At 65.5% G+C, this 24,686-nt stretch carries 26 protein-coding genes; 7 read left to right on the forward strand and 19 right to left on the reverse strand.

What is annotated here, in order from left to right; genetic code table 11:
• Positions 1-8: 8 nt before the first annotated feature.
• The 7 genes from IEV83_RS13725 to IEV83_RS13755 form a co-directional block, all read right to left on the reverse strand.
• Positions 9-1,301 (reverse strand): TRAP transporter large permease, encoded by a 1,293-nt coding sequence (locus IEV83_RS13725; protein ID WP_443096376.1) that lies wholly within the window; start codon positions 1,299-1,301, stop codon positions 9-11.
• On the reverse strand, positions 1,295-1,801 hold the full coding sequence (locus tag IEV83_RS13730) for a TRAP transporter small permease (protein WP_181761833.1): 507 nt from the start codon (positions 1,799-1,801) through the stop codon (positions 1,295-1,297). The genes IEV83_RS13725 and IEV83_RS13730 overlap by 7 nt, the downstream gene beginning before the upstream one ends.
• Complete coding sequence (locus IEV83_RS13735) at positions 1,798-2,859, reverse strand: TRAP transporter substrate-binding protein (protein WP_209003158.1); 1,062 nt, start codon at positions 2,857-2,859, stop codon at positions 1,798-1,800. The genes IEV83_RS13730 and IEV83_RS13735 overlap by 4 nt, the downstream gene beginning before the upstream one ends.
• A 28-nt stretch (positions 2,860-2,887) precedes the next feature.
• Positions 2,888-4,414 carry a class I adenylate-forming enzyme family protein gene (locus IEV83_RS13740; protein ID WP_181761832.1) on the reverse strand — a complete coding sequence of 509 codons (1,527 nt, stop codon included), beginning with the start codon at positions 4,412-4,414 and terminating at the stop codon, positions 2,888-2,890.
• A 235-nt stretch (positions 4,415-4,649) separates the two neighbouring features.
• Positions 4,650-5,507 (reverse strand): alpha/beta fold hydrolase, encoded by an 858-nt coding sequence (locus tag IEV83_RS13745; protein WP_181761831.1) that lies wholly within the window; start codon positions 5,505-5,507, stop codon positions 4,650-4,652.
• The gene (locus tag IEV83_RS13750) at positions 5,504-5,878 is read right to left on the reverse strand and encodes a hypothetical protein (protein WP_181761830.1); all 375 of its coding nucleotides are present in this window, start codon (positions 5,876-5,878) and stop codon (positions 5,504-5,506) included. The genes IEV83_RS13745 and IEV83_RS13750 overlap by 4 nt, the downstream gene beginning before the upstream one ends.
• 71 nt (positions 5,879-5,949) lie before the next feature.
• A complete protein-coding gene (locus IEV83_RS13755) occupies positions 5,950-7,500 on the reverse strand; it encodes a 4-hydroxyphenylacetate 3-hydroxylase N-terminal domain-containing protein (protein ID WP_181761829.1) in 1,551 nt (516 codons plus the stop codon).
• Between the two features lie 188 nt (positions 7,501-7,688).
• Between IEV83_RS13755 and IEV83_RS13760 the strand changes: the two genes are divergently transcribed.
• The 6 genes from IEV83_RS13760 to IEV83_RS13785 all read left to right on the forward strand — a co-directional run bounded on the left by IEV83_RS13760 (position 7,689) and on the right by IEV83_RS13785 (position 12,923).
• Complete coding sequence (locus tag IEV83_RS13760; protein WP_209003159.1) at positions 7,689-8,288, forward strand: FAD synthetase family protein; 600 nt, start codon at positions 7,689-7,691, stop codon at positions 8,286-8,288.
• A 25-nt stretch (positions 8,289-8,313) separates the two neighbouring features.
• The gene (locus tag IEV83_RS13765) at positions 8,314-8,832 is read left to right on the forward strand and encodes a flavin reductase family protein (RefSeq protein WP_244628191.1); all 519 of its coding nucleotides are present in this window, start codon (positions 8,314-8,316) and stop codon (positions 8,830-8,832) included.
• A gap of 147 nt (positions 8,833-8,979) precedes the next feature.
• Positions 8,980-9,852, forward strand: coding sequence for a dioxygenase family protein (locus IEV83_RS13770; protein WP_181761828.1), 873 nt, complete (start codon positions 8,980-8,982; stop codon positions 9,850-9,852).
• A gap of 116 nt (positions 9,853-9,968) precedes the next feature.
• Complete coding sequence (locus IEV83_RS13775; protein WP_181761827.1) at positions 9,969-11,156, forward strand: muconate/chloromuconate family cycloisomerase; 1,188 nt, start codon at positions 9,969-9,971, stop codon at positions 11,154-11,156.
• A 44-nt stretch (positions 11,157-11,200) separates the two neighbouring features.
• Positions 11,201-12,115, forward strand: coding sequence for a LysR family transcriptional regulator (locus IEV83_RS13780; protein ID WP_181761826.1), 915 nt, complete (start codon positions 11,201-11,203; stop codon positions 12,113-12,115).
• A 7-nt stretch (positions 12,116-12,122) separates the two neighbouring features.
• Entirely contained in the window at positions 12,123-12,923 is an 801-nt protein-coding gene (locus IEV83_RS13785) for a DODA-type extradiol aromatic ring-opening family dioxygenase (RefSeq protein WP_308683738.1), read from the forward strand.
• Between the two features lie 73 nt (positions 12,924-12,996).
• Here IEV83_RS13785 and IEV83_RS13790 read toward each other — a convergent pair whose 3' ends face one another.
• From IEV83_RS13790 to IEV83_RS13835, 10 genes are read right to left on the reverse strand one after another with little or no spacing between them, the layout of a single operon-like run.
• Positions 12,997-13,794 (reverse strand): glutathione S-transferase family protein, encoded by a 798-nt coding sequence (locus tag IEV83_RS13790; protein ID WP_181761825.1) that lies wholly within the window; start codon positions 13,792-13,794, stop codon positions 12,997-12,999.
• 12 nt (positions 13,795-13,806) lie between these two features.
• Complete coding sequence (locus IEV83_RS13795; RefSeq protein ID WP_181761824.1) at positions 13,807-15,105, reverse strand: TRAP transporter large permease; 1,299 nt, start codon at positions 15,103-15,105, stop codon at positions 13,807-13,809.
• A 2-nt stretch (positions 15,106-15,107) separates the two neighbouring features.
• Positions 15,108-15,662, reverse strand: coding sequence for a TRAP transporter small permease (locus IEV83_RS13800; RefSeq protein WP_181761823.1), 555 nt, complete (start codon positions 15,660-15,662; stop codon positions 15,108-15,110).
• Positions 15,646-16,665, reverse strand: coding sequence for a TRAP transporter substrate-binding protein (locus IEV83_RS13805; RefSeq protein WP_181761822.1), 1,020 nt, complete (start codon positions 16,663-16,665; stop codon positions 15,646-15,648). Before IEV83_RS13805 ends, IEV83_RS13800 begins: the two co-directional genes overlap by 17 nt.
• Before the next feature lie 25 nt (positions 16,666-16,690).
• A complete protein-coding gene (gene thmT, locus IEV83_RS13810; RefSeq protein WP_181761821.1) occupies positions 16,691-16,906 on the reverse strand; it encodes a 2-hydroxymuconate tautomerase in 216 nt (71 codons plus the stop codon).
• Positions 16,907-16,927: 21 nt separating this feature from the next.
• Positions 16,928-17,695, reverse strand: a complete 768-nt coding sequence (locus IEV83_RS13815) for a 2-keto-4-pentenoate hydratase (RefSeq protein ID WP_181761820.1) — start codon at positions 17,693-17,695, stop codon at positions 16,928-16,930.
• On the reverse strand, positions 17,692-18,723 hold the full coding sequence (dmpG, locus tag IEV83_RS13820) for a 4-hydroxy-2-oxovalerate aldolase (RefSeq protein ID WP_181761819.1): 1,032 nt from the start codon (positions 18,721-18,723) through the stop codon (positions 17,692-17,694). Before dmpG ends, IEV83_RS13815 begins: the two co-directional genes overlap by 4 nt.
• A 1-nt stretch (position 18,724) precedes the next feature.
• Positions 18,725-19,660 (reverse strand): acetaldehyde dehydrogenase (acetylating), encoded by a 936-nt coding sequence (locus IEV83_RS13825; protein WP_209003160.1) that lies wholly within the window; start codon positions 19,658-19,660, stop codon positions 18,725-18,727.
• On the reverse strand, positions 19,660-20,460 hold the full coding sequence (locus IEV83_RS13830; protein WP_181761818.1) for a 2-keto-4-pentenoate hydratase: 801 nt from the start codon (positions 20,458-20,460) through the stop codon (positions 19,660-19,662). Before IEV83_RS13830 ends, IEV83_RS13825 begins: the two co-directional genes overlap by 1 nt.
• Before the next feature lie 10 nt (positions 20,461-20,470).
• Entirely contained in the window at positions 20,471-21,949 is a 1,479-nt protein-coding gene (locus IEV83_RS13835; protein ID WP_209003161.1) for a 2-hydroxymuconic semialdehyde dehydrogenase, read from the reverse strand.
• Positions 21,950-22,124: 175 nt separating this feature from the next.
• On the opposite strand from IEV83_RS13835, the gene IEV83_RS13840 reads away from it, so the two are divergent.
• On the forward strand, positions 22,125-22,880 hold the full coding sequence (locus IEV83_RS13840; protein ID WP_181761817.1) for a GntR family transcriptional regulator: 756 nt from the start codon (positions 22,125-22,127) through the stop codon (positions 22,878-22,880).
• Positions 22,881-22,907: 27 nt separating this feature from the next.
• Here the strand turns inward: IEV83_RS13840 and IEV83_RS13845 are convergent, their stop codons facing one another.
• Entirely contained in the window at positions 22,908-23,936 is a 1,029-nt protein-coding gene (locus IEV83_RS13845) for an ABC transporter ATP-binding protein (protein WP_181761816.1), read from the reverse strand.
• The gene (locus IEV83_RS13850) at positions 23,933-24,682 is read right to left on the reverse strand and encodes a glycerophosphodiester phosphodiesterase family protein (protein WP_181761815.1); all 750 of its coding nucleotides are present in this window, start codon (positions 24,680-24,682) and stop codon (positions 23,933-23,935) included. The genes IEV83_RS13845 and IEV83_RS13850 overlap by 4 nt, the downstream gene beginning before the upstream one ends.
• Between the last annotated feature and the right edge of the window lie 4 nt (positions 24,683-24,686).

Raw genomic sequence — 24,686 nt, forward strand, 5'->3', positions numbered from 1 at the left:
AGACATCCTCACTTGAGATAGGCGGGCAGCGCGAGTGACAGCCAGGGTACGAAGACCACCAGCAGCACGCGCGCCACATCCGCGACAACGAAGGGAACGACGCCCCGGAAGATCCGCGACAGCGGGACCTCCTGCAGCACGGAGCGCAAGACGAAGACATTGAGCCCGACGGGCGGGGTGATCAGGCTGATTTCAACCACCACCACGACCAGCACGCCGAACCAGACGAGGTCGTATCCAAGGCTGACGACCAGCGGATAGAACACCGGTACGGTCAGCAGCATCATGGAGATGCTTTCCAGAATGCAGCCCAGAACGAGATAGATCAGGATGATCAGGAAGATGACCGCCAGCGGCGCAACGCCGAGGCTCTCGATGGCGGCGGTCAGGTCCTGGGGCAGGCGTGCCACATTGACCAGATTGGCAAACAGGAAGCTGCCGATCAGAATGGCCATCAACGCCACTGTCGTCGCGATCCCGTCGGCCAGCGCCGTGCGCACCATCTCCAGCGACGCGCGGCCACGCAGAACGGCGATGAGAAGCGCCCCGGCCGCGCCGATTCCGGCACTTTCCGTCGGCGAGAACAGTCCGCCATAGATGCCGCCCATGACAAGGCCGAACAGCAGAAGCACCGCCCAGATGCCGCGCAGCGCCGCGATGCGTTGCTGCCAGTTGGAGCGCGCGCCCGCCGGTCCGGCCTCCGGGTTGCGCGCCACGACAAACAGCACCGCCGCTGCATAGAGCACGATCCCGAGGATCCCCGGCAGAATGCCGGCCATGAACAACGCGCCAATGTCGCTTTCGGTGATGATGCCGAAGAAGACCAGCGCGATGGACGGCGGAATGAGAATGCCGAGCGTGCCGCCGGCGGCGATCGAACCGGTCGCCAGGTCGTCGCGATAGCCGAACCGTTTCATTTGCGGATAGGCAATGCGCGACATGGTGGCGGCAGTGGCGAATGACGAGCCGGACACGGCGCCGAAGCCGCCGCAGGCCGCCACCGTCGACAGGGCCAGCCCGCCCCGCCAATGGCCGACGAAGGCATAGCACGCCTGAAACAGCTCCTCCGCGATGCCCGAGCGCGCAATGAACGCGCCCATGACGATGAACAGCGGAATGACGGCGAATTCGTAGGTCAGCACCGTTTCGGTGGCGATGATCCCGACCTGGGCGAAGGCCGCCGGCCAACCCTGGAAGGCGGCAAGCCCGCACAGGCCCACCAGCCCCGTCGCCACGGCAATGGGCACCCGCAGCAGCAGCAACACGAGCAGGGTGACAACGCTGATCGTCAGGATCATGATGCGCGCTCCCCATCGCCCGGGCGCAGACCCGGCACCACGGCCGCCAGCGTGGCGACAACGGCAAGGCTCGCCAGTCCGCCGAAGACCGCCAGCGGCAACCACTTTTCCAGCGGCAGGAACAGGAAGGTCTCGCGCCAGCGCATCAAGGCGCCCATCTGGCGGAAGATGTAGATGGCGAGCAGCGTGAAGAAGCTCAGTTCCAGCAGCCACACCGCCGCTTCGCGCGCCCGGTCGAACGCCGGCAGGCGGCTCAGCCAGGGTTGCAGCAGGTCGATGCGGATGTGGTCGCGCCGCCAGGCCGCGCGCACCAGCCCGCCATAGACCGCAACACCAAGCAGAACACCGACCAACTCATAGGCAAAGCCCAGCGGAGCGCCAAAGGCAACGCGCCCGACCACATCCACCGCGGTGATCCCGACCAGACCGAACAGCGCCAGCCGCGTCAGCAGGAGAAGCGCTTCTTGCAGGACGCCATGCAAGCGCCGCAGAAGCCGGATCATTCACCGGCCTCCGCGATCTGCTGCCGATAAAAGGCCAGGGCAGCCTCCGGATCGATGCCGGCATCGCGGGCGCGCGCCTTCCAGGCCTCCAACTCGTCGGAATAGGCGGCGCGCAACTCGTCCTGAAAGGCATCCGACGCCGTCTGATAGGCTGTTCCGAGGCGCTCCTGGAACGCGGCGCGCGCCTTGAGGTCGTTCTCATGCCACAGCCGGCCCATGATCTCGCTGAGCCGCTCACCCGACAACGCGCGGATCGCTTCGCGGTCCTGTTCGCTGATCTGTTCCCACTTCGCCTTGTTGACGATGATGAAGGCGGAGTTGGAGAAGATGCCGCCGGGAATGCGCGTGACCGCGTGTACATCGTCGTCGACATGGAAACCGGTGACCAGTTCGTCGGAAATCACCGTGCCGTCGATGATGCCACGCGACAGCATCTCGCGAAGTTCGCCAAGCGATCCGGAGACCGGAACCGCGCCGATCTTGCCCAGAACCCGGCCAACGACCGGCGTGGGTACGCGCAGTTTCTTGCCCTTGAGGTCGGCGAGCCGTGTTACCTGCGCCTCGCGCATGGAAATGTTGCCGCCTGCCGTCACATGCATTCCGAGCGTCACGACGTCACTCTGCATGCCGGTCGGCTCGAAATGCGCCTTCCACAGCCGCCAGTAGGCGCGCGAGGAGAGCCCCGCATTCTCGGTGATAAACGGGAACTCGACCATCTCCGTCAGCGGAAAGACGCCCGGCGTGTAGCCATGCGGACCCCAGGCGATATCCGCCACGCCATCGACCACGGCCTGATAGTTGCGGTTCGGCGGCGCCAGCGGCTTGGCCGAGGGCTCCACCGTCACCCGCCCCTCCGTGACCCGGGCGATGTCCTCGAACCAGGGATAGAGCCCTTCGGCCTGACTCCAATGCCCGCTCGGGAACCATTGATTGTAACGCAGCGTCACACTTTCGGCCGCAGCCTCCCCGGCGGAGAACAGCCCCATTCCAAGAACCGCCACCGTGCCGGCGAGCAGCGTCGCGCGGCCCCGCATGCGCAGATCTGTCCAATCGACCATCCCGTTTCCTCCCTCGATTGTGTTTTCTTCAGACGCTGTCTTCGGGCGCGCCCTGGCAGGCGCGCTGGCTCAATGCGATCCGGTCGAGCTTGCCGGCCGGCGTCAGCGGCAGTTCCTCCAGGCACTCGATGCGGGTCGGCATCCGATAGGCGAGCAGATAGTCGCGGCAGTGGGCGATCAGCCCATCCACGTCGAGAGGCGCGTCGCCGCGCGGCGCGACGAAGGCCACCACCGCCTCGCCGCTGCGCGCATCCGGCGCGCCGACCACACAGGCCCCGGAAATGTCGGGATGGGTCAGGATCGCCTCTTCCACTTCGCGGGGGAAGACGTTGAACCCCTTGTGAATAATGACGTTCTTTTTCCTGTCCGTGATCGTGAGGAACCCCTCCCCGTCGACCACACCAACATCGCCGGTGTGCAGCCAACCGTCGCGCAGCACCAGCGCGGTCTCTTCCGGATTGTTGCAATACCCGCCCATCAGATGCGGCCCGCGCACCCGGATCTCACCGGCTTCGCCAACCGGCATCTCCCGCTTGCCGGTTTCCAGATCGACGATGCTCACCTCGACATCGGGCGCAGGTTTTCCCGCCGCGCCAGCGCGGTGCCCCGCCTCAAGCGTGTTGACGGTGATCGGCGCCATCTCGGTCATACCGTAGCCCTCGAAGATCGTCAGGCCGGTCAGTTCCTTCCAGGTCTCGTGGACATGCAGCGGAAACGGCGCCCCGCCGCCCGGACACAACCGGAGCGTCGACAGGTTGCGCGACGCCAGGTCCGGATCCGACATCAGGGCCTGGTAGATCGCCGGCGGACCGCCGCCGAGCACCGTCACCCCTTCCCGCTCGATGGCATCCAGCGCGTCGCCCGGCCGGAACCGCTCAAGCATGATCGACGAGCCGGCACATTGCAGCGCCACGCAGACCCCCATGAGGTAGCCATAGATGTGACTGAAGGGCGCGATCGGCAGGAAGACCTCGCCGTCGGCAACCGGCCAGCCCCACTGCATCCGCTCGCCGGCCGCCAGTACCTTGCGATGGGTATAGCGCACCCGCTTCGGCACACCGGTGGTACCACCGGAGTAGAAATAGGTCGCCGTGTCGTCGCCTGAACCGCACGCGCTGGCCGCGCCATTATCCGCAGCAAGCCAGATACGCAGGCGATCCGCATCGACGGTCACCGCATCCGCGCAGAACGACAGCGGCGCATCGGTGAAAACCGCAGCGGGCGACAGCTCACCAATCAGAGTCTCACCGGTCTTCGGTGGCAACCCCGCATTCAGCAGCGCCGGAACTCCACCTGAATACAAGACTCCAAGGTATGTTACGAGGAAATTGACACCATTGGCCATCGACAAGGCGATATCCCGCCGCTCGACCACATCACCATACAGGGCACGAAAGCCACGTACGGCCGCCAGCGCCTCGGCATAGGTCAGGCTGATAGTCGGGTCTTTGGCAAAGAGTCTCTCGGGATTTTCCCGTTCCGCCTTTACCAGGACATCAATGAGATTGCCGATATGCGCCTCCCGGCGCCAGGGCAGAAAACTCGCCACGGTCATCCGCGTCCCTCCTCTTTCTGCGCCCAGAAACCACCTCGCCTCCTTCGTGTCAATACCTATGAGTATGTTTTCGGATCGACAAAGTGCAGGCCACATGCCTGACAGGTTGGCGCCTTGCGGCGATGAGAGCGCAGGTCAAACACAAACGGCGGACGCCGGGCCATGGTCAGGCCGGGCATCCGCCGTTTGATATCAAGCCTTTCCCACCGAAGACCGGTGGACTGGCGGGATGTGTTCAGGCGGCCTCCGCCGGTTGCCGCATGCGCGCCAGCGCATCGAGGAAGAACGGGCGGAAGCCTTGCGGGTGTTCGCTCATCGGGAAATGGCCCAGCTCGTCCATCACCGTCAGTGTCGCTCCGGGAATCGCCCGGGCGGTCCGTTCCGCGTCTTCCGGCGTGCAGGTGAGGTCATAAGCCCCAACGAGGATATGCACCGGCGTGCGGGTACAGTCGATCTGGCCGAGCCGGGCGATCAGGCTGTCGTCGCGGGTATAAAAACTCAGATCGCCGCGAAAGACGCCCGGGCCCGACTGCATGAACATCCACAGCGTGTTCCAGCGCTCTTCGTCTGGCGCGTGGGGGGAAATGTTGGCGGAGACAAGCGCCGCCCCCATCTCGCCGCCATGGGCATCCGGCCGGTGGAACCAGTCGATGTCGTACCAGGCGGGCTGGAAATCCGAGGCCTCGATGGCGATGAAGCCGGAAAACCGCTCCGGGTGAAGAGCCGCCAGTTGCAACGCAATCCGCCCGCCCATCGAACAGCCGGCCAGCACCGGACGCTCCAGACCGAGCCCATCAATCACGGCCAGGATCGTCTCGATGTAGGCGTCGGTGGTCAGCAGATATTCCTGCGTCTCGAAACCTTCCGGCGGCAGCGATTTGCCATGCCAGGGCATGTCGAAGGCGATCATCCGGTGAGAGGCGGTCACCTCCGCATCGTTCATCAGATGCCGCCACTGGCGGGTGTCGGCGCCGGCGGTGTGCAGGCACAGCACCGGGCGCCCCGCGCCCGCTTCCTCGAAATAGATGCGGCGCGGCGCGCCCTCGACGGTGACCGTGAGATAGCGCCCGGTGATCGGTTCGATGGCAGTCATTGAACGGCCTCCCGGCGCGCCAGCGCCATGAATTCCTTGAAGAAACGCAGGTTCTTGACGAGGGTGAGAATATCGCCCTCGATCCGCGCGCGCCCAAGCTTCACCAGCCCGAAGATGTCGTGAAAGCCCGGGGCGGGAAGCGGCTCCCAGAAACGGGCGAGCGCCTCGCCATCGGTGACCAGCGCGAAGCGATAGGGCGTCTTGCGGCTCGGACCTTCGGTGATGGCGACAAGCGCGCCCTTCTCGAAGTCGAGGTAATATTCCGCATCATCGACGCGAAGCTGCACCGTCTCGGTAAAGAGCCGGCCCAGCCGCATGAGATGGGGCGTCTCGGCAAGGCGCCCCCGCATGGTTTCCAGCGTATCGCGCATGGCGTCTCCTTGTTGGTGATCCGGCCCAAGGGGGACGCGGGCGGCAGCATGCTCCGCCGCCCGCGCGAAGCTCACAGGGCCGCGACCTGTTTGAGAACGTTGACATCCGCCGGGTTGACCAGATCGGAGGCGGTCCAGCCGTTCAGATCGTATTCGCTCATGCATTCCTCGGCGAAGGCCTTCATCGCATCGAGCTGGCCGGTGGCCTGTGCGGTCAGCAGCGTTTCGATGCGGATGTTTTCGTAGTTACCGGCGTAGTTGCGCTCATAGAGCTCATGCCGCCCGCCGAATTCGGAGCCGATGGCATCCCACAGGAGCTTGAGCAGCTTCACCCGGTCGATGGCCGCATAGCCGTTCGAGCCGCGCACGAAGCGGTCGATGTAGGGGCGCACCGCCGGGCTTTCGAAGTCGAGCGCCGAGCCCGGCAGGTAGATCAGGCCGGAGGCGACATGACGCTCGATCAGCTCCTTGATGCGGCCATAGGCCATCGGCGCGAACACCCGGTAGGCAAGCCCGGTGTAGGTGTTGGGCAGCACATAGCCATCCGTGCCGTCCCAGGGCAGCGGATTGTGCACCATCGCATCGGTCATGCCCTTGAACAGGTTGGCCCAGGCCAGCACTTCGCCAACGGCGGTCTGCACGCCCCGGAAGTCCTTCGATCCCGTTGCCTCCACCGCCTTGGCGAACAGGCCGGAGATGAACTCCAGCTTGACCGCAAGCCGCGTGCAGCCATGCAGCGTGAAGCGCGGCACGAAGCCGGAGGCGGGGAAGAAGGTATTGATCTTGGCCACATCGCCATAGACGAACACGTTTTCCCAGGGGACCAGGACCTTGTCGAAGACGAGGATGGAGTCGTTTTCGTCAAAACGCGAGGACAGCGGATAATCGAACGGCGTGCCGGCAACCGCCGCGTTCAGCTCATAGGAGGTGCGCGAGATCAGCTTCACCCCTTGCGCCGACATCGGCACGGTGAACAGCACCGCGAAGGACTTGTCCTTGATCGGAATGCCATAGTGGGCAATGAAATTGTAATGGGTCAGCGCCGAACCGGTCGCCACCACCTTGGCACCGGAAACCACCAGGCCCGCGTCGGTCTCCTTCTCCACATGGATGAAGACGTCGCGCACCTCCTCGATGGCCTTGTCCCGGTCGATCGGCGGATTGACGATGGCGTGGTTCCAGTAATCGAGCCGCTCCTGGGTCTTGCTGTACCAGGCCTTGGCGTTCTCCGCATATTCGCCATAGAAGCCGGAGTTGGCGCCGAGCGTGCCCAGGAAGGACGCCTTGTAGTCGGGAGAGCGGCCCATCCAGCCGAAGGAGACCCGTTGCAACTCCGCGATCGCATCGCGGGACTTCACCAGATCCCCGGCCGATTTCGGCCCGAGAAAGAACGGATGGGTGACGCCGCCGCTGCCATTGTCGCAAGCCACGCCGATCTGGTCGGCCTTTTCGTGAAAGCGATCGTACCAGCGCGCCACCATACGCGTGGAATTGCGGAAGGCGGGATGGGTGGTGACATCCTTCACCCGCTCGCCGTGCAGATAGATCTCGCGGTCATCCCGAATGCTTTCAAGATAGCTCTTGCCCGTGTAGGGCGTGTTGGTGGGCCGCATCCCGTCCATGGTCTTTTCCTCCCAATCCGCTCGGCACGATCACCGGTCCCGCCAGCCTCCCGCCGGCAAGATGCAAGGAGGCTGCCGCGAATTCCCGCCGAACGAAAGGTATCGACCGATACCGTGATCCCTCCGCAGTTTTGCCGAATTCTGACGGTCACGGAGAACCCATCCGGACTGCTCGGGGAGGAGCGCACATGATCGCCGATCGGGAAACCCTCATGTCGACAGGCGGCACGGCCAAGGTGCATCCGCACGCCGCGCTGGCGCTGTCCTCCTCGCTCGTCACCGTCGGCACCTTCGACGGCGTGCATCGCGGTCATCAGGCGCTTTTGTCCAATCTGGTGACCCGCGCCCGCCGCCGCGGCGTGCCCTCGCTCGTCTACACCTTCGATCCGCCGCCCAAGACGGTGTTCGCCAAGGTGCTGCAACTGACCCCGCTGGAGGAGAAGCTGCGGCGCCTGTCCCATTTCGGCGTGGATCACATCGTGGTCGCTCGCTTCGATGCCGACTACGCCGCCCGGCCGGCCGAGGCCTTCATCGCCGAGCTTGGCCGCCTCAATCCGCGCGAACTCTGGCTCGGCCGGGACTTTCGCTTTGGCCAGGGCCGCAAGGGCGACGTGGCGCTGCTGTCGCGCTATTTCGACGTCCGCGTTCTGAAGGATGTCGGCTGCACGACCGGCGAACGCATTTCCAGTTCCAGGTTGCGCGCGCTGTTCGGCGAGGGGCGCCGCGAGGAGGCCCGCCGCCTGCACGGCTGGCCCTCGCTCGGCTGCCTGCCCGGCACCGTCGACTGATTTCGCCGTCACAGGAGGAGACCCCATGAACGCCGTACCGCGCATGACACCGCAGGCCGCCCCCATCGACCCGCTCGCCTTTCGCAACGCCTGCGGGGCGTTTGCCACCGGTGTCACCATCATCACCACCCGCGCGGATGCGCGCGACCATGGCATGACCGCCAATGCCTTCATGTCGATCTCCCTCGATCCGCCGCTGGTCGCGGTGTCCATCGCCGACACCGCGCGCATGTTGCCGCTGATCGAGCAGTCCGGACGCTTCGCCGTGTCGATCCTGGCAGCGGGAACCGAAGATGTGGCAATGCATTTCGCCGGACGGCCCAGGGACGATATCGGCAGCCCCTTGCGCGAGCTTGACGGCCTGCCCGTCGCCCGGGACGCCCTTGCCGTGTTCGCCGCCCATGTCCACCAGAGCGTGAAGGCCGGCGATCACGTGATTTTCATCGGCCGGGTCACGGCGCTCGACATCGCGCCGGAGGGACGCCCTCTCACCTTTCACAAGGGCCGCTTCGGTGCGCTCACACCACAGGACGACAGCTTGTGACCCCCAATGCTGCGGCCGAAGTATCGGCCGATACCCTTCGCGGCATTGGGAGGATCCCGCCGCTGCACTAACCTTCAAGTGTCATTCGGAAAACCGGATCGCGGGAGGACGGTCGAAACGCGACCCACCCAAGGGAGGACTTTGAAAATGCGGAATGTCACCATCGACAACGTTACCGATGCCGTGATCGGCTCGCTCGGCAAGTTCGGAGAGATCGACGCGCGCCAGCGCGAGATCATGACCTCGCTGCTCAAGCACCTGCACGGCTTCGTCAAGGATGTGAAGCTGTCGCACGGCGAGTTCCTGGCGGCTTGCGACTTTCTCGCCCGCGCCGGCCAGATCACCGACGACAAACGTCAGGAGTTCATTCTTCTGGGCGACATTCTCGGCGTCGAGGTGCTGGTCGACATGCTGTCCAACCCGGTGGCGAATGGCGAAAGCGAATCCACCGTGCTCGGCCCGTTCTACCGCGAGAACCCGCCGGTCCTGCCGAAGGGCGCCTCCACCATCCAGAAGAACTTCGAGGGCCAGGAAACGGTCTGGGTCGAAGGCTATGTGCGCGATGCCGCCGGCAACCCGCTTGCCGGTGTCACGCTCGACATCTGGGAAGACGCCCCAAACGGGCTCTACGAGAACCACGACCCGAACCAGCCGGACTACAATCTGCGTGGCCGGTTCGAGACCGACGCGAACGGCCACTACGCCCTCATCGCGGTGCGGCCCGTGCCCTATCCGATCCCCGAGGACGAAACCGCCGGTGAGCTGATCCGCTACATGGGCCACCACCCCAACCGGCCGGGGCACCTGCATTTCATCCTGTCGCGAGAGGGGTACCGCCCGCTGATCACCCAGATCTACGACGCCGACAGTGCCTGGCTCGATACCGACAGCGTCTTCGCCGTCAAGGAAAGCCTGATCGGCAACTTCGAGAAGGCCCCTGACGGCGCCGACACCGATCTGACCCTGCGCTTCGACTTCGTCCTGCGCGAAGCAGCGGATGCCCGCATGGCGGCCGAGTAAACCGCATGCGTTCCGGGCCGGCCCTGTGCCGGCCCGGCCCCCTTCCTCGCAAGGCGCGCTCCTGTAACGCATCAAACGCCCACGCGCTGCCACCAGCGCCCGGAAGAGAGAGACCCATGAACCTCGTCAATCCCGTCAAGGCCCCGCGCGCCCCTCTTTTCGACGAGACCGGCCTGACGATCGTCCGGGTCGAGACCCGGGCCGTGAACGCCCCGACGATCCGCGCGCACAAGCTGTCGAACACGGAAATCAGCCACAAGGCGATCATCCTGGTGCGGGTGATCCTGTCCGATGGCAGCATCGGCCATGGCGAGGGCTCCACCCTCGGCGGGCCGCGTTGGGCGGAGGAATCGCCGGAATCGATCCGCGCCTCTATCGACCGCTACCTTGCTCCGGCGATCCTCGGCCTGCCCGCCAACCGCTTCGAGGCGGCGGCACACGCCATGGCCCGCGCTGCTGCCCGCAACACCTCCGCCAAGGCCGCCGTGGAAAGTGCGCTCTACGATGCGGTCGGCCATTCCCTGGGCCTGCCGGCGGCACAGTTGCTCGGCGGCCGGATGCATGACCGCTTCGAGGTGATCTGGGCGCTGGCCTCCGGCGACACCGATCAGGAGATCGACGAGGCCCGCGCCAAATACGCCGCGCGCGAGCACCGCCGCTTCAAGGTGAAGATCGGCTTCGCCGCGCCCGAAGCCGACCTTGCCCGCCTGCGCCGCCTCACGGAGGCGCTGCCCGATTGCGATCTGATCGTGGACGTGAACCAGGGCTGGACGGCGGCCCGCTGCAACAGGTGGATGCCCGCGCTGGAAGAGCTTGGCGTTGTCCTGGTGGAACAGCCGGTCCCGGCACAGGAGCGCGCCAATCTCGCCCGCGTCACCGCCCGCAGCCGCATCCCGGTGATGATCGACGAGGGCGCCTTTTCCCTTGCCGAGGTGGCGGAAGCCGGCGCCCGCGCCGCCGGCAACGTCCTGTCGCTGAAGCTGGTCAAGAGCGGCGGCCTGCAGGAGCTGAAGCGCGCTGCCGGCATCGCCACGGCGCATGGCATGGAGCTTTACGGCGGATGTCTGCTGGAAAGCGGCATCGGCACGGCGGCGCATCTGGCCGTGTTCTCCACCCTGCCGCAACTGCATTGGGGCACGGAGCATTTCGGGCCGAGGATCCTTACCCGCGACCTGACCTGTGCCGGCATCCGCTTCGCCGATTTCCACATCGCGTGCCCGACCGGCCCCGGCCTTGGCGTAACCGTCGACGAAGCCTACATTCAGGAGCTGTCGGACGGGGACTGGCGCACGGCCGCCGCCTGACGCACCCGCCGGCGATCCGTCGCCCTGCAGCGTGAGGACCCGGAGTGAAAATCAGGTGGCTGGAATATTTCGTCGCCGTGGCGGAGGAGCTGCATTTCGGCCGCGCCGCCGAACGGCTTGGCATTGCCCAGCCGCCGCTCAGCCGCCAGATCAAGCAGATCGAGGAAGACCTTGGCGCGCTGCTGTTCAACCGCGGACGCAGTCAGGTCACCCTCACCCAGGCCGGCGCCAAGCTTTATGAGCGCGCCCAGGAAATCCTCGCCAATCTCGAAGAAGCCAAGCTGGAAGCCCGCCGCATCGGCCAGGGCGCGGAAGGCCGGCTGCGCATCGGCTTCGTCGGTTCGTCCACCTATGGCGTCGTGCCCAATGTGCTGAAGTCCTTCCGCCGCCACTATCCCGCCGTGACCCTTGGCCTGTTCCCGATGAACAACGCCGGATTGCGAACGGCGCTGGTGCGCCGGGAGATCGACATCGCCATTGCCCGCCCCCGCCTCGACGATCCTGAAATCCTGTCGCGCCAGCTCATCGTCGAGCCGCTGGTTCTCGCCACCCCGGATTCCCATCCGCTGGCCGACCAGCGTGCGGTCTCGCTGGAGGAGATCGGCAATGAAACCCTGATCCTCTATCCGGAAAAACCGCGTCCCAGCTTCGCCGACCATGTGCTTGGCCTCTTCCAGGCCGAAGGGCTGGAACCGACCTCGCGGGTGTTCACCATGGATTTCCAGACGGCAATCTCGCTCGTCTCCGTCGAGGTCGGCTGCGCCATTGTCCCCTCCTCCGTCGGCGAGGCGCGCCGCAAGGGCGTGCGCTTCGTGCCGCTGGCCAACCCGGAAGCGACCACCGCCGTTTCGGTCAATACCCGCATCGACGACCCGTCCGTGCACATCAAGAATTTCGTCGACATCGCCTTGCGGGTCTCCCGCCGCCTGGGGGTCGACACACCCGAAGCCTCAAGATGACAGAGACATGAGGATGACCGACCGCCTGCCCGCCCTGTTCATTTCGCACGGTGCCCCGAGCCTGCCGCTTGAGGACTGCCCGGCCCGTGACTTCCTGTCGACGCTTGCCGGGCGGCTCCCCCGTCCGCGCGCCATCGTCGTCATGTCGGCCCATTACGAGGCGGCCAGCGTACACGTCGGCGCCTCCGCCCGCCCGGAAACGGTGCATGATTTTCGCGGCTTTCCCGCGCAGCTCTATGAGATGACCTATCCCGCGCCCGGCGATCCGGCCCTGGCCACCCGCATCGCCGCCCTGCTGCGCGATGCCGGGATCAAGGCATCCGAAGAGCCCGGACGCGGCCTCGACCATGGCATCTGGAACCCGCTCACGCTCATTTACCCGCAGGCCGACATTCCGGTGGTCCCCCTCTCGATCCTGCCGCAAGAGGATGGGCGCACCCACTACCGGATCGGCGCGGCTCTGGCGCCCTTGCGCGACGAAGGGGTTCTGCTGATCGGCTCCGGCAGCATGACCCACAATCTGCGCCGGTTTTTCGGTGGCAGTTACGGTCTGACCAGTCCGGAAGAGCCCTTCGCCCGGCAATTCGCCGACTGGGTTGCCGAGCGGGTCGCTGCGGGCGATCTGGAGACGCTGCTGACGCCCCCCGAGGACTGGCCGCTCGGCCGCGAGAACCACCCAACCGACGACCACATCCTGCCCCTGCCGTTTGCGCTCGGTGCCGCCGGCACTCCGCTCACCGGCACCCGCTGGCATGCCAGCACGAATTACGGGATTCTGGCGATGGATGTGCTCGCCCTCGGTCTCTAGCCGCACGGACAAGACCTTGCCGGCGAGCAGCGCGGACATGCCCCCCCTGCCGCCGCCCGCCGCATGCTTGAAATCACCGCGCCAGGTGGCGGGTGAGCGAAGGCCAGGCCTCGGTGCCGATCCGCGCAAGCTCGGCACGTTTCTCGCCATCGATTTCCGCGTCAATTCCCTGCCGCCAGCTTTCGCGTGCCTGCATGCGCCCCAGCCAGTCGGTGACGCGCGGACAATCCCGGCGGAAAAGGTCGGTCCAGCAGAACTGCACGAGCGTCTGGAAATACGGCGCGACAACGATATCGGACAGCCCGAAATCGTCGCCCTGAAGCCAGTCACCGGCCGCCAGCATCGCCTCCATGCGCAAGATGGTTGCCCGATAGGTGGCGACCGCCGCCGCCACATCCGGCGCGTCGAGCCCTTGCGCGTACAGGCGCTTCTGGCGCTCCCGCCGGGGGGCCTCCACCACCTGCTCGATCAGGGCCCGCGCCTTCTCCTCCGGCATGGCAAGCAGGCGCGGACGCATCACCAGCGGCCATTGCAACGCCCCGCAGGAGGGATGCAGCGCGGTGTCCACATGCTTCATCCAGAGCCGCATGTCGGCGCGCAGATGCGCTGCCGGCGAGCGCAATACCCGCCCGGCCTCCGGATAGGCTTCATCGAGATACTCGCAGATCAGCGAGCTTTCGCGGATCACATGATCGCCATCGGCGAGGGTCGGCACGACGCCTGCCGGGTTGAGCTTCAGATACCAGGGCTGAAGGTTCTCCTTGCCCGGCAGGTCGATCTGCCGGATCTCATGGGCAAGCCCCTTTTCCGCCAGCGTGAGCCTCACCTTCTGGGCACAGGGCGACATGGGGTGGCTGTAAAGTGTGAGCATGTCGGCTTTCCCCTACATCAGACTTGGCAGGAACAGGGTGATCGCGGGGAAGGCCAGCAGCAGGCCCATGCGCACCACGTCGATGGCGATAAAAGGCATCACTCCGCGATAAATTGTCGTAAGTTTGATGTCCTTTTGCGCAGAATTGATCACGAAGACGTTCATTCCGATCGGCGGCGTGATCAAGCCGAGCTCGATGGCGACGACCACCATGACGCCGAACCAGATCGGATCGAACCCGAGCTGGGTCACAACCGGAAACAGGATCGGCACGGTCAGCACCACCATCGCCATGCTGTCGAGCACGCAGCCCAGCAGCAGGTAGAGCAGCAGGATCAAAAGCATGATCACATAGCGGTTGACCGGCAGCGACGTCAGGTAATCGGCGACGTTCTGCGGCGTCTGGGTGATCGCCAGGAAGTAGCTGAACAGCAGCGCCCCCATGAAGACGACGAAGATCGACACCGACACCCGCAGGCTGTCGATGAGGCACTCCATGATCGCCTTGCGGTCAAGCCGGCGCCGGGCAAGACCGATGGCCAAGGCGCCGCAGGCGCCAAGCGCGGCCGCTTCCGTCGGTGTCACGACACCGAGATAGATGCCGCCGACGACCAGCACGAACAAGAGCCCGATGGCCCAAACGCTGCGCAGCGCGGCGAAGGCTTCGCCCCAGCTGTGGCGCGTGCCGACCGGCATCGAGGCCGGACGCAAATGCGCGATCAGCGTCACGGTCAGCATGTAGAGCGCGACCGCCAGGAGCCCCGGAACGAGACCGGCAATGAACAGCGTGCCGATGTTCTGCTCGGTGATGATGCCGTAGACGGCAAGCACGATGGAGGGCGGGATCAGAATGCCAACGGTTCCGCCCGCCGCGATCACGCCGGAGGAGACGGAATCGCAGTAGCCGACGCGCCGCATTTCCGGCAGGGCCACCTTGGTCAGCGTCGCGGCGGTGGCGATGGACGAACCTGAAATGGCGGCGAAACCGGCGCAGGAGGCAATGGTGGACAGGGCCAGCCCGCCCCGGCGATGCCCCAGCCAGGCTTCCGCCGCGCGGAACAGCTCCCGGCTCATGCCGGACCGGGTGGCGAACGCGCCCATCAGGATGAACATGGGGATCATCGCCAGGTGATAGGTGGTCGCGGTGGACAGCGGCGACAGCGCCACCAGCCGCAGCGCCTGCTCCATCCCGACGACGGCGCCGAAGCCACCGATGCCGACGACCGCCATGGCGATGCCGACCGGCACGCGCAGCGCCATCATCAGGAACAGCGCGGAAAAGCCCGCAATCGTAACGAATTCTCTATCCATCTTCAGACCTCGGCATCGGGAAGCTGCGGGCTGGTTTCCAGCCTCTCGGCCTCGGTGCCGGTCGACAGCATGAGGAGACGAAGCGCGGTCACCAGCGTGGCGAGCGCACAGCCGGCGACCATCAGCCAGTAGGCCGGCCAGATTGGCAGACGCAGGTCGTAGCTGTATTCGCCGGTGGCAAAGACATCGGCGGCATTGGTTCCCATCATCACCGTCAGCGTGCCGAAGGCGATGAGAACAATCGCGGTGGCGAAGATGTCCATGGCCCGGCGCACTCTGGGGCCGACCGCCGCATGCAGCAGGTCGACGCTGATATGCGCCCCGCTGAAGTTGACGATGGACGCGCCCCAGAAGATGGCGATGCCGAGCGCCAACCGCCCGAAGTCATGGGCATCGGGGATCGGCGCGCCGGCGATGTAGCGCATGAAGGCGGAGACGAAGATCAGCAACGTCACCAGCCCCATAATAATGGCGGCCGCCGCCTCGATGCGCGCGGCGAACAAGCGGAGCCCGAGGGCTCCGCTCAAGGGGGTGTTGCGCTCAGAAACGGGCGTCATATGCATCAAGCCGTTCGACGAGCGCGTTGTAGATCTCATCGGCGTCATGACCGGCCTTGGTCACGGCCGCACGCCACTCATCCAGCAGGAAGGCGGACGCCTCGCGCCACTGCTGCACATCCGCCTCGCTCAGTTCGGTCACCGTGTGCTTGGGATCGTCCACGAACATCTGACGCCCCTCGCGGTCGAATTCGAACCAGCCGGTGGCCAGCTTTTCCGCCCATTCCGGGGTGCAATGCGCGTCGATGACCGCACGATGCGCCTCCGACAGGTGCTCGTACCGGTCCTTGTTCATCGCGATGATGAAGTTGGTGACGTAAAGCGGCATGTCCGCGTGATACGTGGTCACGTCATCCATGCCGAAGATGTAGATCGAGCGCCAGGGGAAGGCGATGCCATCGGCGGCCCCACGCTCCAGCACCTCGCGCGCCTCCGACGGACCGACCTGGATCGAGGACGCTCCATTGGCCTGCATCAGCCGGCCGATGGTGCCGTTGGGCGGGCGGATGGCCAGCCCCTCCAGATCCGACGGCTGACGCACTTCCCGCGTGGTGTGCAGCGTGCCGGGATCGTGCAGGTGGATCATGCACAGCTTGACGTCGCGCATCTCCTTGTCGGCATAGGCCTGGTACCACTCGTTGATGGCCCGGGTGCCACCGGCGCCATCGCTGATGAAGAAGGGCAACTCGCCCAGCGCCGCGATGGGGAAGCGGCCCGGCGTGTGGCCGGGATTGGCCCAGACGAAATCGGCGATGCCGAAGCGGGCGATGTCATACTCGTCCTTCGCCTTGCCAAGCTGGCCGGCGGGATAGAAATTGAAGGTCAGCGCCCCATCCGTCGCCGCGGTGATGGAGTCTCCCCAGACCTTGAACCCCCTGGAATGCAGCGGGTGCTGCATCGGCAGATCGTGCGAGAAGTTGAACTCGACCTTCTCCTGCGCCCCGGCAACCGTGCCGCCCATGAGGGCCATGGCGCCAAGCGCGCCGAGCAGAATGCGTTTCATTGTGACTTTCCTCCCTTGGATAAGGTCAACCCCGGTCCGTGTCCTGGCGTTCCGCGCGGATTTCGGCGATGGACCGTCCGCCAATCGCCCAGTTCTCGGCCGGCAACTCCCGGATTGCGACGCGAATGGTGTGGCGCGGTGCCGACACCGTCCGCTCCACCGCATCCGTGACTTCGGTGATGAGCGCGGATTTCTGTTCCGGCGTACGCCCCTCGATCATCGTGACTTCGACAAGTGGCACGATCTTCCTCCCTCTGTTGCGTCAGACGACTGAGAAGCCGACGCGCCCCAGATGCTGGATACGCGCTTCGACCTGCATTCCGACCTGCAACGGCACCGCCGCCGTCGCTGCTCCCGCCAGCACGATGTCGCCGGGTTCCAGCACATGGCCGGCCCGCGCCGTCATCCGCGCGGCGGCGACGAGCGCCCGCAGCGGGTGGCCGAGAATGGCGGCGGAGGAGCCGATTTCGCGCGGGGCGCCGTTGATGCTCAGCACGATCCCCAGATTGGCGATGTCGGTGTCCGGCTTGGCGCGGGGGCCAAGGAAGAAGGCCGCCGACGAGGAGTTGTCGGCAACGACATCGCCGAGCGCGAAGCGGAAATTCTCGTAGCGCGAGTCGATGATCTCAACCGCCGGCGCAAGAGCCTCCACCGCCAGCGCGGCCTCGGCCAGGCTCACCTCGCCCGTTAGCCGGCGCCCCAGGATGAAGGCCACCTCGGGCTCGGCGCGCGGATGGATGAAGTCGGCACGGGCAAGCGTGCCCCCCTCCTCCCGGCGCATGGTGTCGGTCAGCCGCCCCCAGGTCACCTCATCAACGCCGACCTGCTCCATCTTGGCGCGGCTGGTCAGCCCCATCTTCACGCCGATGACACGCTCGCCCCGCGCCTTGCGCAATTCGATGCCATGGGCCTGGACCGCGTAGCCCGTGGCCGCCTCAATTTCCGAGCCTTTCGGCAGTTGCGGGGTTGCCGTGGCTGTCAGAATGGCCTGATCCAGCCGTTCGGCGATGGAAACGAGATCGTTGCTCATTGGGTGACCTTTCCGGCGGCAAGGTCGAGCGCCACATCGACGATCATGTCCTCCTGTCCGCCAATCATCTTGCGTTTGCCCAGTTCGACGAGAATGTCCGAGGTGGGGATGCCGTAATCCGCCGAGGTCTTCTCCGCATGGCGCAGGAAGGAGGAATAGACACCGGCATAGCCGAGCATCAGGCTCTCCCGGTCGACGCGCACCGGGCGGTCCATCAACGGCCGGACGAGATCGTCCGCCGCGGCCGACAGCCGGGCGAAATCGCACCCGGTTGCAAAGCCCAGCCGGTCGAGCACCGCGACCAGCGCTTCGATGGGGGCATTGCCGGCGCCGGCGCCCAGACCGGCGAGCGAGCCATCCACCCGCACCGCACCGGCGCGGATGCCGGCCACGGCATTGGCGACGCCATGATGCAGGTTCTCATGGGTGTGAATGCCGACTTCCGTCTCCGGGCGCAGGCCCTCACGCAGCGCCGTCACCCGCGCGATCACATCCTCCGGCAGCATCGCGCCGGAACTGTCGACCACATAGACGCATTCCGCGCCGTAGCTTTCCATCAGCTTCGCCTGCTCCAGCAGCGACGCGGGATCGGTCATATGCGCCATCATCAGGAAGCAGGCCGTGTCATAGCCAAGGTCGCGCGCGACCCGGATATGCTGGCGTGACACATCCGCCTCGGTGCAATGGGTCGCAACCCGCACCGAGCGTGCCCCCGCCGCATAGGCAGCCTTCAGATCGTCGGCAAGGCCAATGCCCGGAACCAGAAGAACGGTGATGCGGGCGCTCTTAACCACATCCGCGGCCGCAGAGATCCAGTCCAGATCGGAATGGCTGCCAAACCCGTAGGTGAAGGAGGAGCCGGACAGCCCGTCCCCGTGGGTGACTTCCAGCGCATCCACCCCGGCGGCATCGAGTGCGCCCGCGATCTTCCGCACATCCTCCAGGCTTGCCTGATGGCGCAGCGCGTGCATTCCGTCGCGCAAGCTCACATCCTGGATGTAGAGCCGGTCCTTGTTGGTGATGGCCATGTCAGGCAGCCTCCCCTTGCCGGGCGCGTGCCCAGCTTTCGGCCGCCGCCTTGGCCGCCGAGGTCATGATGTCGAGATTGCCGGCATAGGCGGGGAAATAGTCCGCCGCGCCTTCGACCTCGATGAAGATCGACGTCTTGAGCCCGGAGACCTTGCCGATGCCCGGCACGTTGAGCGGTGCGGTGTCGGAGATGCGCTCGAACTGCACGTCCTGTTTCAGCCGATAGCCGGGCACGTAGCTGCGGACCGCCTCGGCCATGCGCTGCACGCTGTCGCGGATCGCCGCTTCGTCGCCGCCTTCGCTCAGGGTGAAGACGCTGTCGCGCATCAGCATCGGCGGCTCGGCCGGATTGAGAATGATGATCGCCTTGCCGCGCTCCGCGCCGCCGACCTGCTCGATGGCGCGCGCCGTGGTCTGGGTGAACTCGTCGATGTTCGCCCGGGTGCCGGGGCCTGCCGAACGCGAGGAGACCGAAGCCACGATTTCGGCATAGATCAGCCGGTCGCAGGCCCGCGCGACCGCATGAACCATCGGAATGGTCGCCTGCCCGCCGCAGGTCACCATGTTGAGGGCCGTTGCCTCGCGGTGGTCCTCAAGGTTCACCGGCGGCACCACGAAGGGACCGATGGCTGCCGGCGTGAGGTCGATCACCTGCTTGCCGTCGGCCACGAGCACCGGGTGATGCGCCTGATGCGCCTTGGCCGAGGTGGCATCCATGACCACCGAGATATCGGCGTAGCCCGGCAAGGCCCGCAGGCCCTCAAGCCCCTCGTGGGTGGTGGCGACACCGAGATCGCGGGCGCGCTTCAGCCCGTCGCTGTCGGCGTCGATGCCGACCATCGCCGCCATTTCCAACTCGTCCGATCCCTTGAGGATCTTCATCATCAGGTCGGTGCCGATATTGCCCGAGCCGATGATCGCAACCTTGTGCTTCATCAGACTGTCTCCGGAGGAGTGAAACGGGTCGCCACGCTGCCAAGGCCGGCAATGGAGGCACGGAAGGCATCGCCCGGGCGTGCCGGAACCATCGGTCCGAGGGCGCCAGACAGGATCACTTCGCCCGCCTTCAGCGGGCGGCCGACCGCCGCCATCTTGCGCACCAGCCAGAGCGCGGCGACCAGCGGATTGCCCATGCAGGCGGCACCCGCGCCGAAGCTCACCGGCTGACCGGCCCGCTCCAGCACCATGCCGCACAGCTCAAGATCGAGATCGGCAAGACGCACCGGGCGCGTGCCCAGAACGAACAGCCCGGAAGAGGCGTTGTCCGCCACCGTGTCGAGAATGCCGATCTTCCAGTCGCGGATGCGGCTGTCGACGATCTCCAGCGCGGGAACCGCGTGGTCGATTGCCCGCGTCAGCTCGCTGATCGTCGTGTCGGGCGCGGCAAGATCGCGGTCGAGAACGAAGGCGATTTCCGCTTCGACCTTCGGCTGGATCAGCCCCGTCATCGGAATGTCCTGGCCATCGACATATTCCATGTCGGCGAACAGCATTCCGTAATCCGGCTGATCGACACCCAGTTGCGCCTGAACCGCCGTCGAGGTGAGACCGATCTTGCGCCCCACCAGTCGGCGGCCTGCGGACAGTCCCGTCTCGGTGATGCGATCCTGCACCGCATAGGCATCATCGAGCGTGGCACCCGGCCCAAGCGCCGGGGCAACGGGGTCGATGGGCGCGCAGTCCCGCGCGGCGGCCAGCAGGGCGCTGGCCACGGTTTCTTGTGTTTCCGTCAGCATGGGGATCCCGTCAGATTTTCACGCAGATGTTGGAGCGCTCGGTGTAGAACTCGAGCGAGTGCTCGCCGCCTTCCCGGCCAATGCCCGACTGCTTGGAGCCGCCAAAGGCGGTTCGCAGGTCACGCAGGAACCAGGAATTCACCCAGACCAGACCGACCTCGATCCGTGGCGCGACGCGATGCGCGCGCGAGACGTTTTCCGTCCAGATCGCCGAAGCAAGCCCGTAGTCCGTGTCATTGGCGAGCGCGATGGCCTCGTCTTCCGTGTCGAACGGGGCGATGTGGCAGCAAGGGCCGAACACCTCCTCGCGCACCACGCGGCTGGTGTCCGGCAAACCGGTCCAGATCGTCGGCTGTACGAAACAGCCATTGTCCCGCGCGTCGCCAAAGGTCGGCACGCCGCCGCCGGTCACCACCGTCGCGCCCTCATCTTCCGCCAGCTTGTAGTAGGACAGCACCTTGTCGCGATGCTCCGCGGAGATCAGCGGCCCCATTCCAACATTTGCATCGTCCGGGCCGCCGAGAACGAGGCTTTCCGCCCCCGCCTTCAGCCGTGCGACGAACTCGTCAAACACCGGCCGCTCGACATAGACCCGCTCGGTGCCAAGGCAAACCTGACCGCAATTGGCGAAGGCCGACCGCATCGTCCCTTCGACCGCCTTGTCGAGATCCGCATCGGCAAAGACGATGCCGGCGTTCTTGCCGCCCAGCTCGAAGGAGACATCGCGCAGGCCCTTGGCGGCCTGGCGCATGATCGCCTCACCCGTACGGGTCTCGCCGGTGAAGGTGATGCCATCCACCAGCGGATGCTGGGTCAGGAATTCGCCGGCACTGTCCGGACCAAAGCCATGAACGACGTTGTAGACCCCCTTCGGAATGCCCACGGCGTTCATCACCTCGCCCAGCAGCGTCGTGGTGTGCGGGGTTTCCTCCGACGGCTTGACCACCACCGTATTGCCGCAGGCCAGCGCCGGGCCGACCTTCCAGGTCATCAGCAGCAAGGGCAGGTTCCACGGAGAGATGACGCCGATCACGCCCTTCGGACGATAGAGCCCGTAGTTGATCGCGTGCGAGCCGTCCGGCGTATCGGTGCGGAAGAACTCGCCCCCCAGGTTCTTGATCATATCGGCGAAGGTCGCGAAATTCGCCGCGCCGCGCGGGATGTCGATCACCCGCGCCAGGCTTTTCGGCTTGCCGGTATCGGCAACCTCCGCTTCCAGAAACTCCTCGGATCGTTCGGCAATCGCCCGCGACAGGTCCTGAAGCAATGTCGCCCGTTCCTGCACGGTCATCGTGCCCCAGGGGCCGTTCAGGGCTGCCTTCGCGGCGCGGACCGCACGGTCCACATCCTCGCGCCCGGCCTCATGGACCCGGCCGATCACCTCGCCCGTGACCGGCGACCTCTTGTCGAACATGCGGCCTGTCGTGGCGGGGACATAGGCACCGTCGATGAACAGACGATGCTCCGCCAGAGCCGTAGCTTGCAGCATTGTTTTCTCCCATGCGCAGGCATCCCTCGCCCGCTTGCCCAAACGCTGCCGCCACATAACCGTTTTGTCAAATCTAAAAACGTTTTTTGTTTTTATAGTCGTTTATATATCATGCAAGCCGTTGATATACCGCTGAAAAGCCGATACACCATCACAGGACGCAAAGGGGCGGACGATGAGCGAAGTGAGCACGGACACGCCGAGGACGACAAAACGCACCGCAATCGAGTCGGTTCAGGAGGAACTGAAGCGGCGGATCCTGAATTTCGAGCTGATGCCCGGCGACCGCCTGCACGTGGACAACCTGCGCCGCGAATTCGACGTGTCCACCGCGACCATGCGCGAGGCCCTGTCGCGCCTCATGACCGACACGCTGGTCACATCCGAGCGCCAACGCGGCTTCCAGGTCCGCGAACTCAGCCACGAGGATTTCCGCAACATCAGCGAGGCACGCAAGATCGTCGAGACCGGCGCCTTGCGCGTCTCGCTGTCCAACCGCGACGACGATTGGGAGGGCGATCTCTTCGCCGCCTATCACAAGCTGAAACTGGTCGAGGACCGGATCTTCACCCAGGGCGACATGACGCTTGCCGCCGAATGGCATCGCCGCAATTCAGATTTTCACGACTGCCTGGTGCGCAACTGCGACAACGCCTGGCTCACCGGGTTCCGGCACCAGTTGCACGAGCACAGCAACCGCTATCTGCGGCTGGCCCTGATGAAGAACCTGAAGCAACGCGACGTGCGCAAGGAACACGCCGAGATTTTCGACAGCGCCATCAAGGGCGAGATCGACCACTGCGCGGCGCTGGTCGAACAGCACATCGAGGCCTCGGTGGCCGACGTCGCGCGCTATCTGCCGCAAACGGAGAGCGAATTCGCCAGCTTGCGCAATCTGCGCCCTGAACAAACCGCCCCCGTTCCCGAGTGAAGCCCCCGCATGGGAGCCATGGCGGCCTCAGCCGTGCTCGACCCGGTTCTCGCTACCGGCATCAAAGAAGACGGCCTGGCTGGCGTCATATCCGATCCAGACGGTCTCCTGCGCGCCGACCATCTCCTGCCGCGGCGCGGTGACGAGCAGCCGGCCGACATCGCTCTCGCAGTGGAGCATCAGGTTTGCGCCGGTCATCTCCGAGAAAACGATCCGCGCGGGGATCGCCGGCGCCTCGGGAGCGGCTGTGTGCACCGTCATGTGCTCCGGCCGCATCCCCACGGTGAGCCCCGCCTTGCCCTGCCAGAAGGGCAAGGTCTCGATGGGCAGGAAGTTCGTCGGGTGCATGCCGAGGAAGCCGGCCACGAAACGGTTCGCCGGCCGGTCGTAGATCGTGCCGGGGGTATCGAACTGAAGCAGGTTCCCATCCTTCATCACCGCGATCCGGTCCGCCAGGGAAAGCGCCTCGCTCTGATCGTGGGTCACATAGATGATGGTCGCGCCCAGTTGCCTGTGAAGCTCCTTGATCTCCGAGCGCATGGCGACCCGCAGCGCGTTGTCCAGATTGGACAACGGCTCGTCCATCAGAAAGATCGAACTGTTGCGGGCCATGGCCCGGCCCATGGCGACCCGCTGGCGCTGGCCGCCCGACAGCGCGCCCGGCTTGCGGTCCAGAAAGGCATCGAGCTTCAGGGTCCGGGCCACCTCCTCCGCCCGGGCGTGGCGTTCGGCCTTGGCCATGCCGCGCAACTCCAGCCCGAAGGCAATGTTCTCGCGCACGTTCATATGCGGATACAGCGCGTAGTTCTGGAAGATCATGGCGATGTCCCGGTCCTGCGGCGCCACGTCGTTGACGCGCCTGCCGCCGATCCGGATGTCGCCCTCGTTGCACTTTTCCAGCCCGGCGATGAGGCGCAGAAGCGTGGATTTCCCGCAACCGGAAGGACCGACGATGACGATGAACTCCCCTGCGCGAATGTCCATCGACACCCCTCGCAGCACCTGGGGGCCGCCCGTATAGGATTTACGGATATCCTGAAGCTGGATGCCGCTCATGGCTGCTCACCCTTCACAAATCGATCACGAACCGCAATGGCAAGGCTCGGCCGGTCGGTCGTGAACACCTTCACCCCGAGCCGCAGCGTTTTTTCGATCTGCTGCTGCGTGTGCGCCGCCCAGCAGCCGAACTGGCAGCCGGCCGCCTGAACGGCGTCCATCAGGTCGCGGTCCGCGCAGTCGACATGAACGCCGATTTCGGGAATGGCATGGGACCGTGCCAGCTCCAGCGTGGCGGCCACACCGAGCTGGTTGAGAACGGGCGGACTGACCAGCCAGAGCCGCGGGCGCTCCGTCGCCCGGGCCAATTCGTCCTGGGTCTCGATCAGAAAGGACGAAAACACCGTGCGCGCCAACATGCCTTCCCGCTCAAGTGTGGCGATCACCCTGTGAACGAAATCGGCATAGGGCCGGCCGTCCGGTCCGGGCTTGATCTCACAGCGGAAATCGACGGCACTTCCCCGGTAGATCGCGCAAAGCTCCTCCAGGGAAAGAGGATGACCGCCGGCGCCATAGTTGATGGTTGCCGCCCTCACCTCCGCTTCGCTCAGATCGCGGATCGCGCCGGTCCGGTCCGTGGTCCGGTCAAGCGTGGGGTCGTGGTGAACCATGATGGCGCCATCGGCGGTCGGGTGCACATCGAACTCGACTTCCTCCAGCGCCATCTGCGCGGTGGCCTTGAAGCCGACCGGCGTGCTGTCGCCGAATTCCAGGGTGCCGCCACGATGGGATGCGATACGTGTCATTGGG

The organism is Stappia taiwanensis, assembly GCF_014635285.1.
GTDB classification, from domain to species: Bacteria; Pseudomonadota; Alphaproteobacteria; order Rhizobiales; family Stappiaceae; genus Stappia; species Stappia taiwanensis.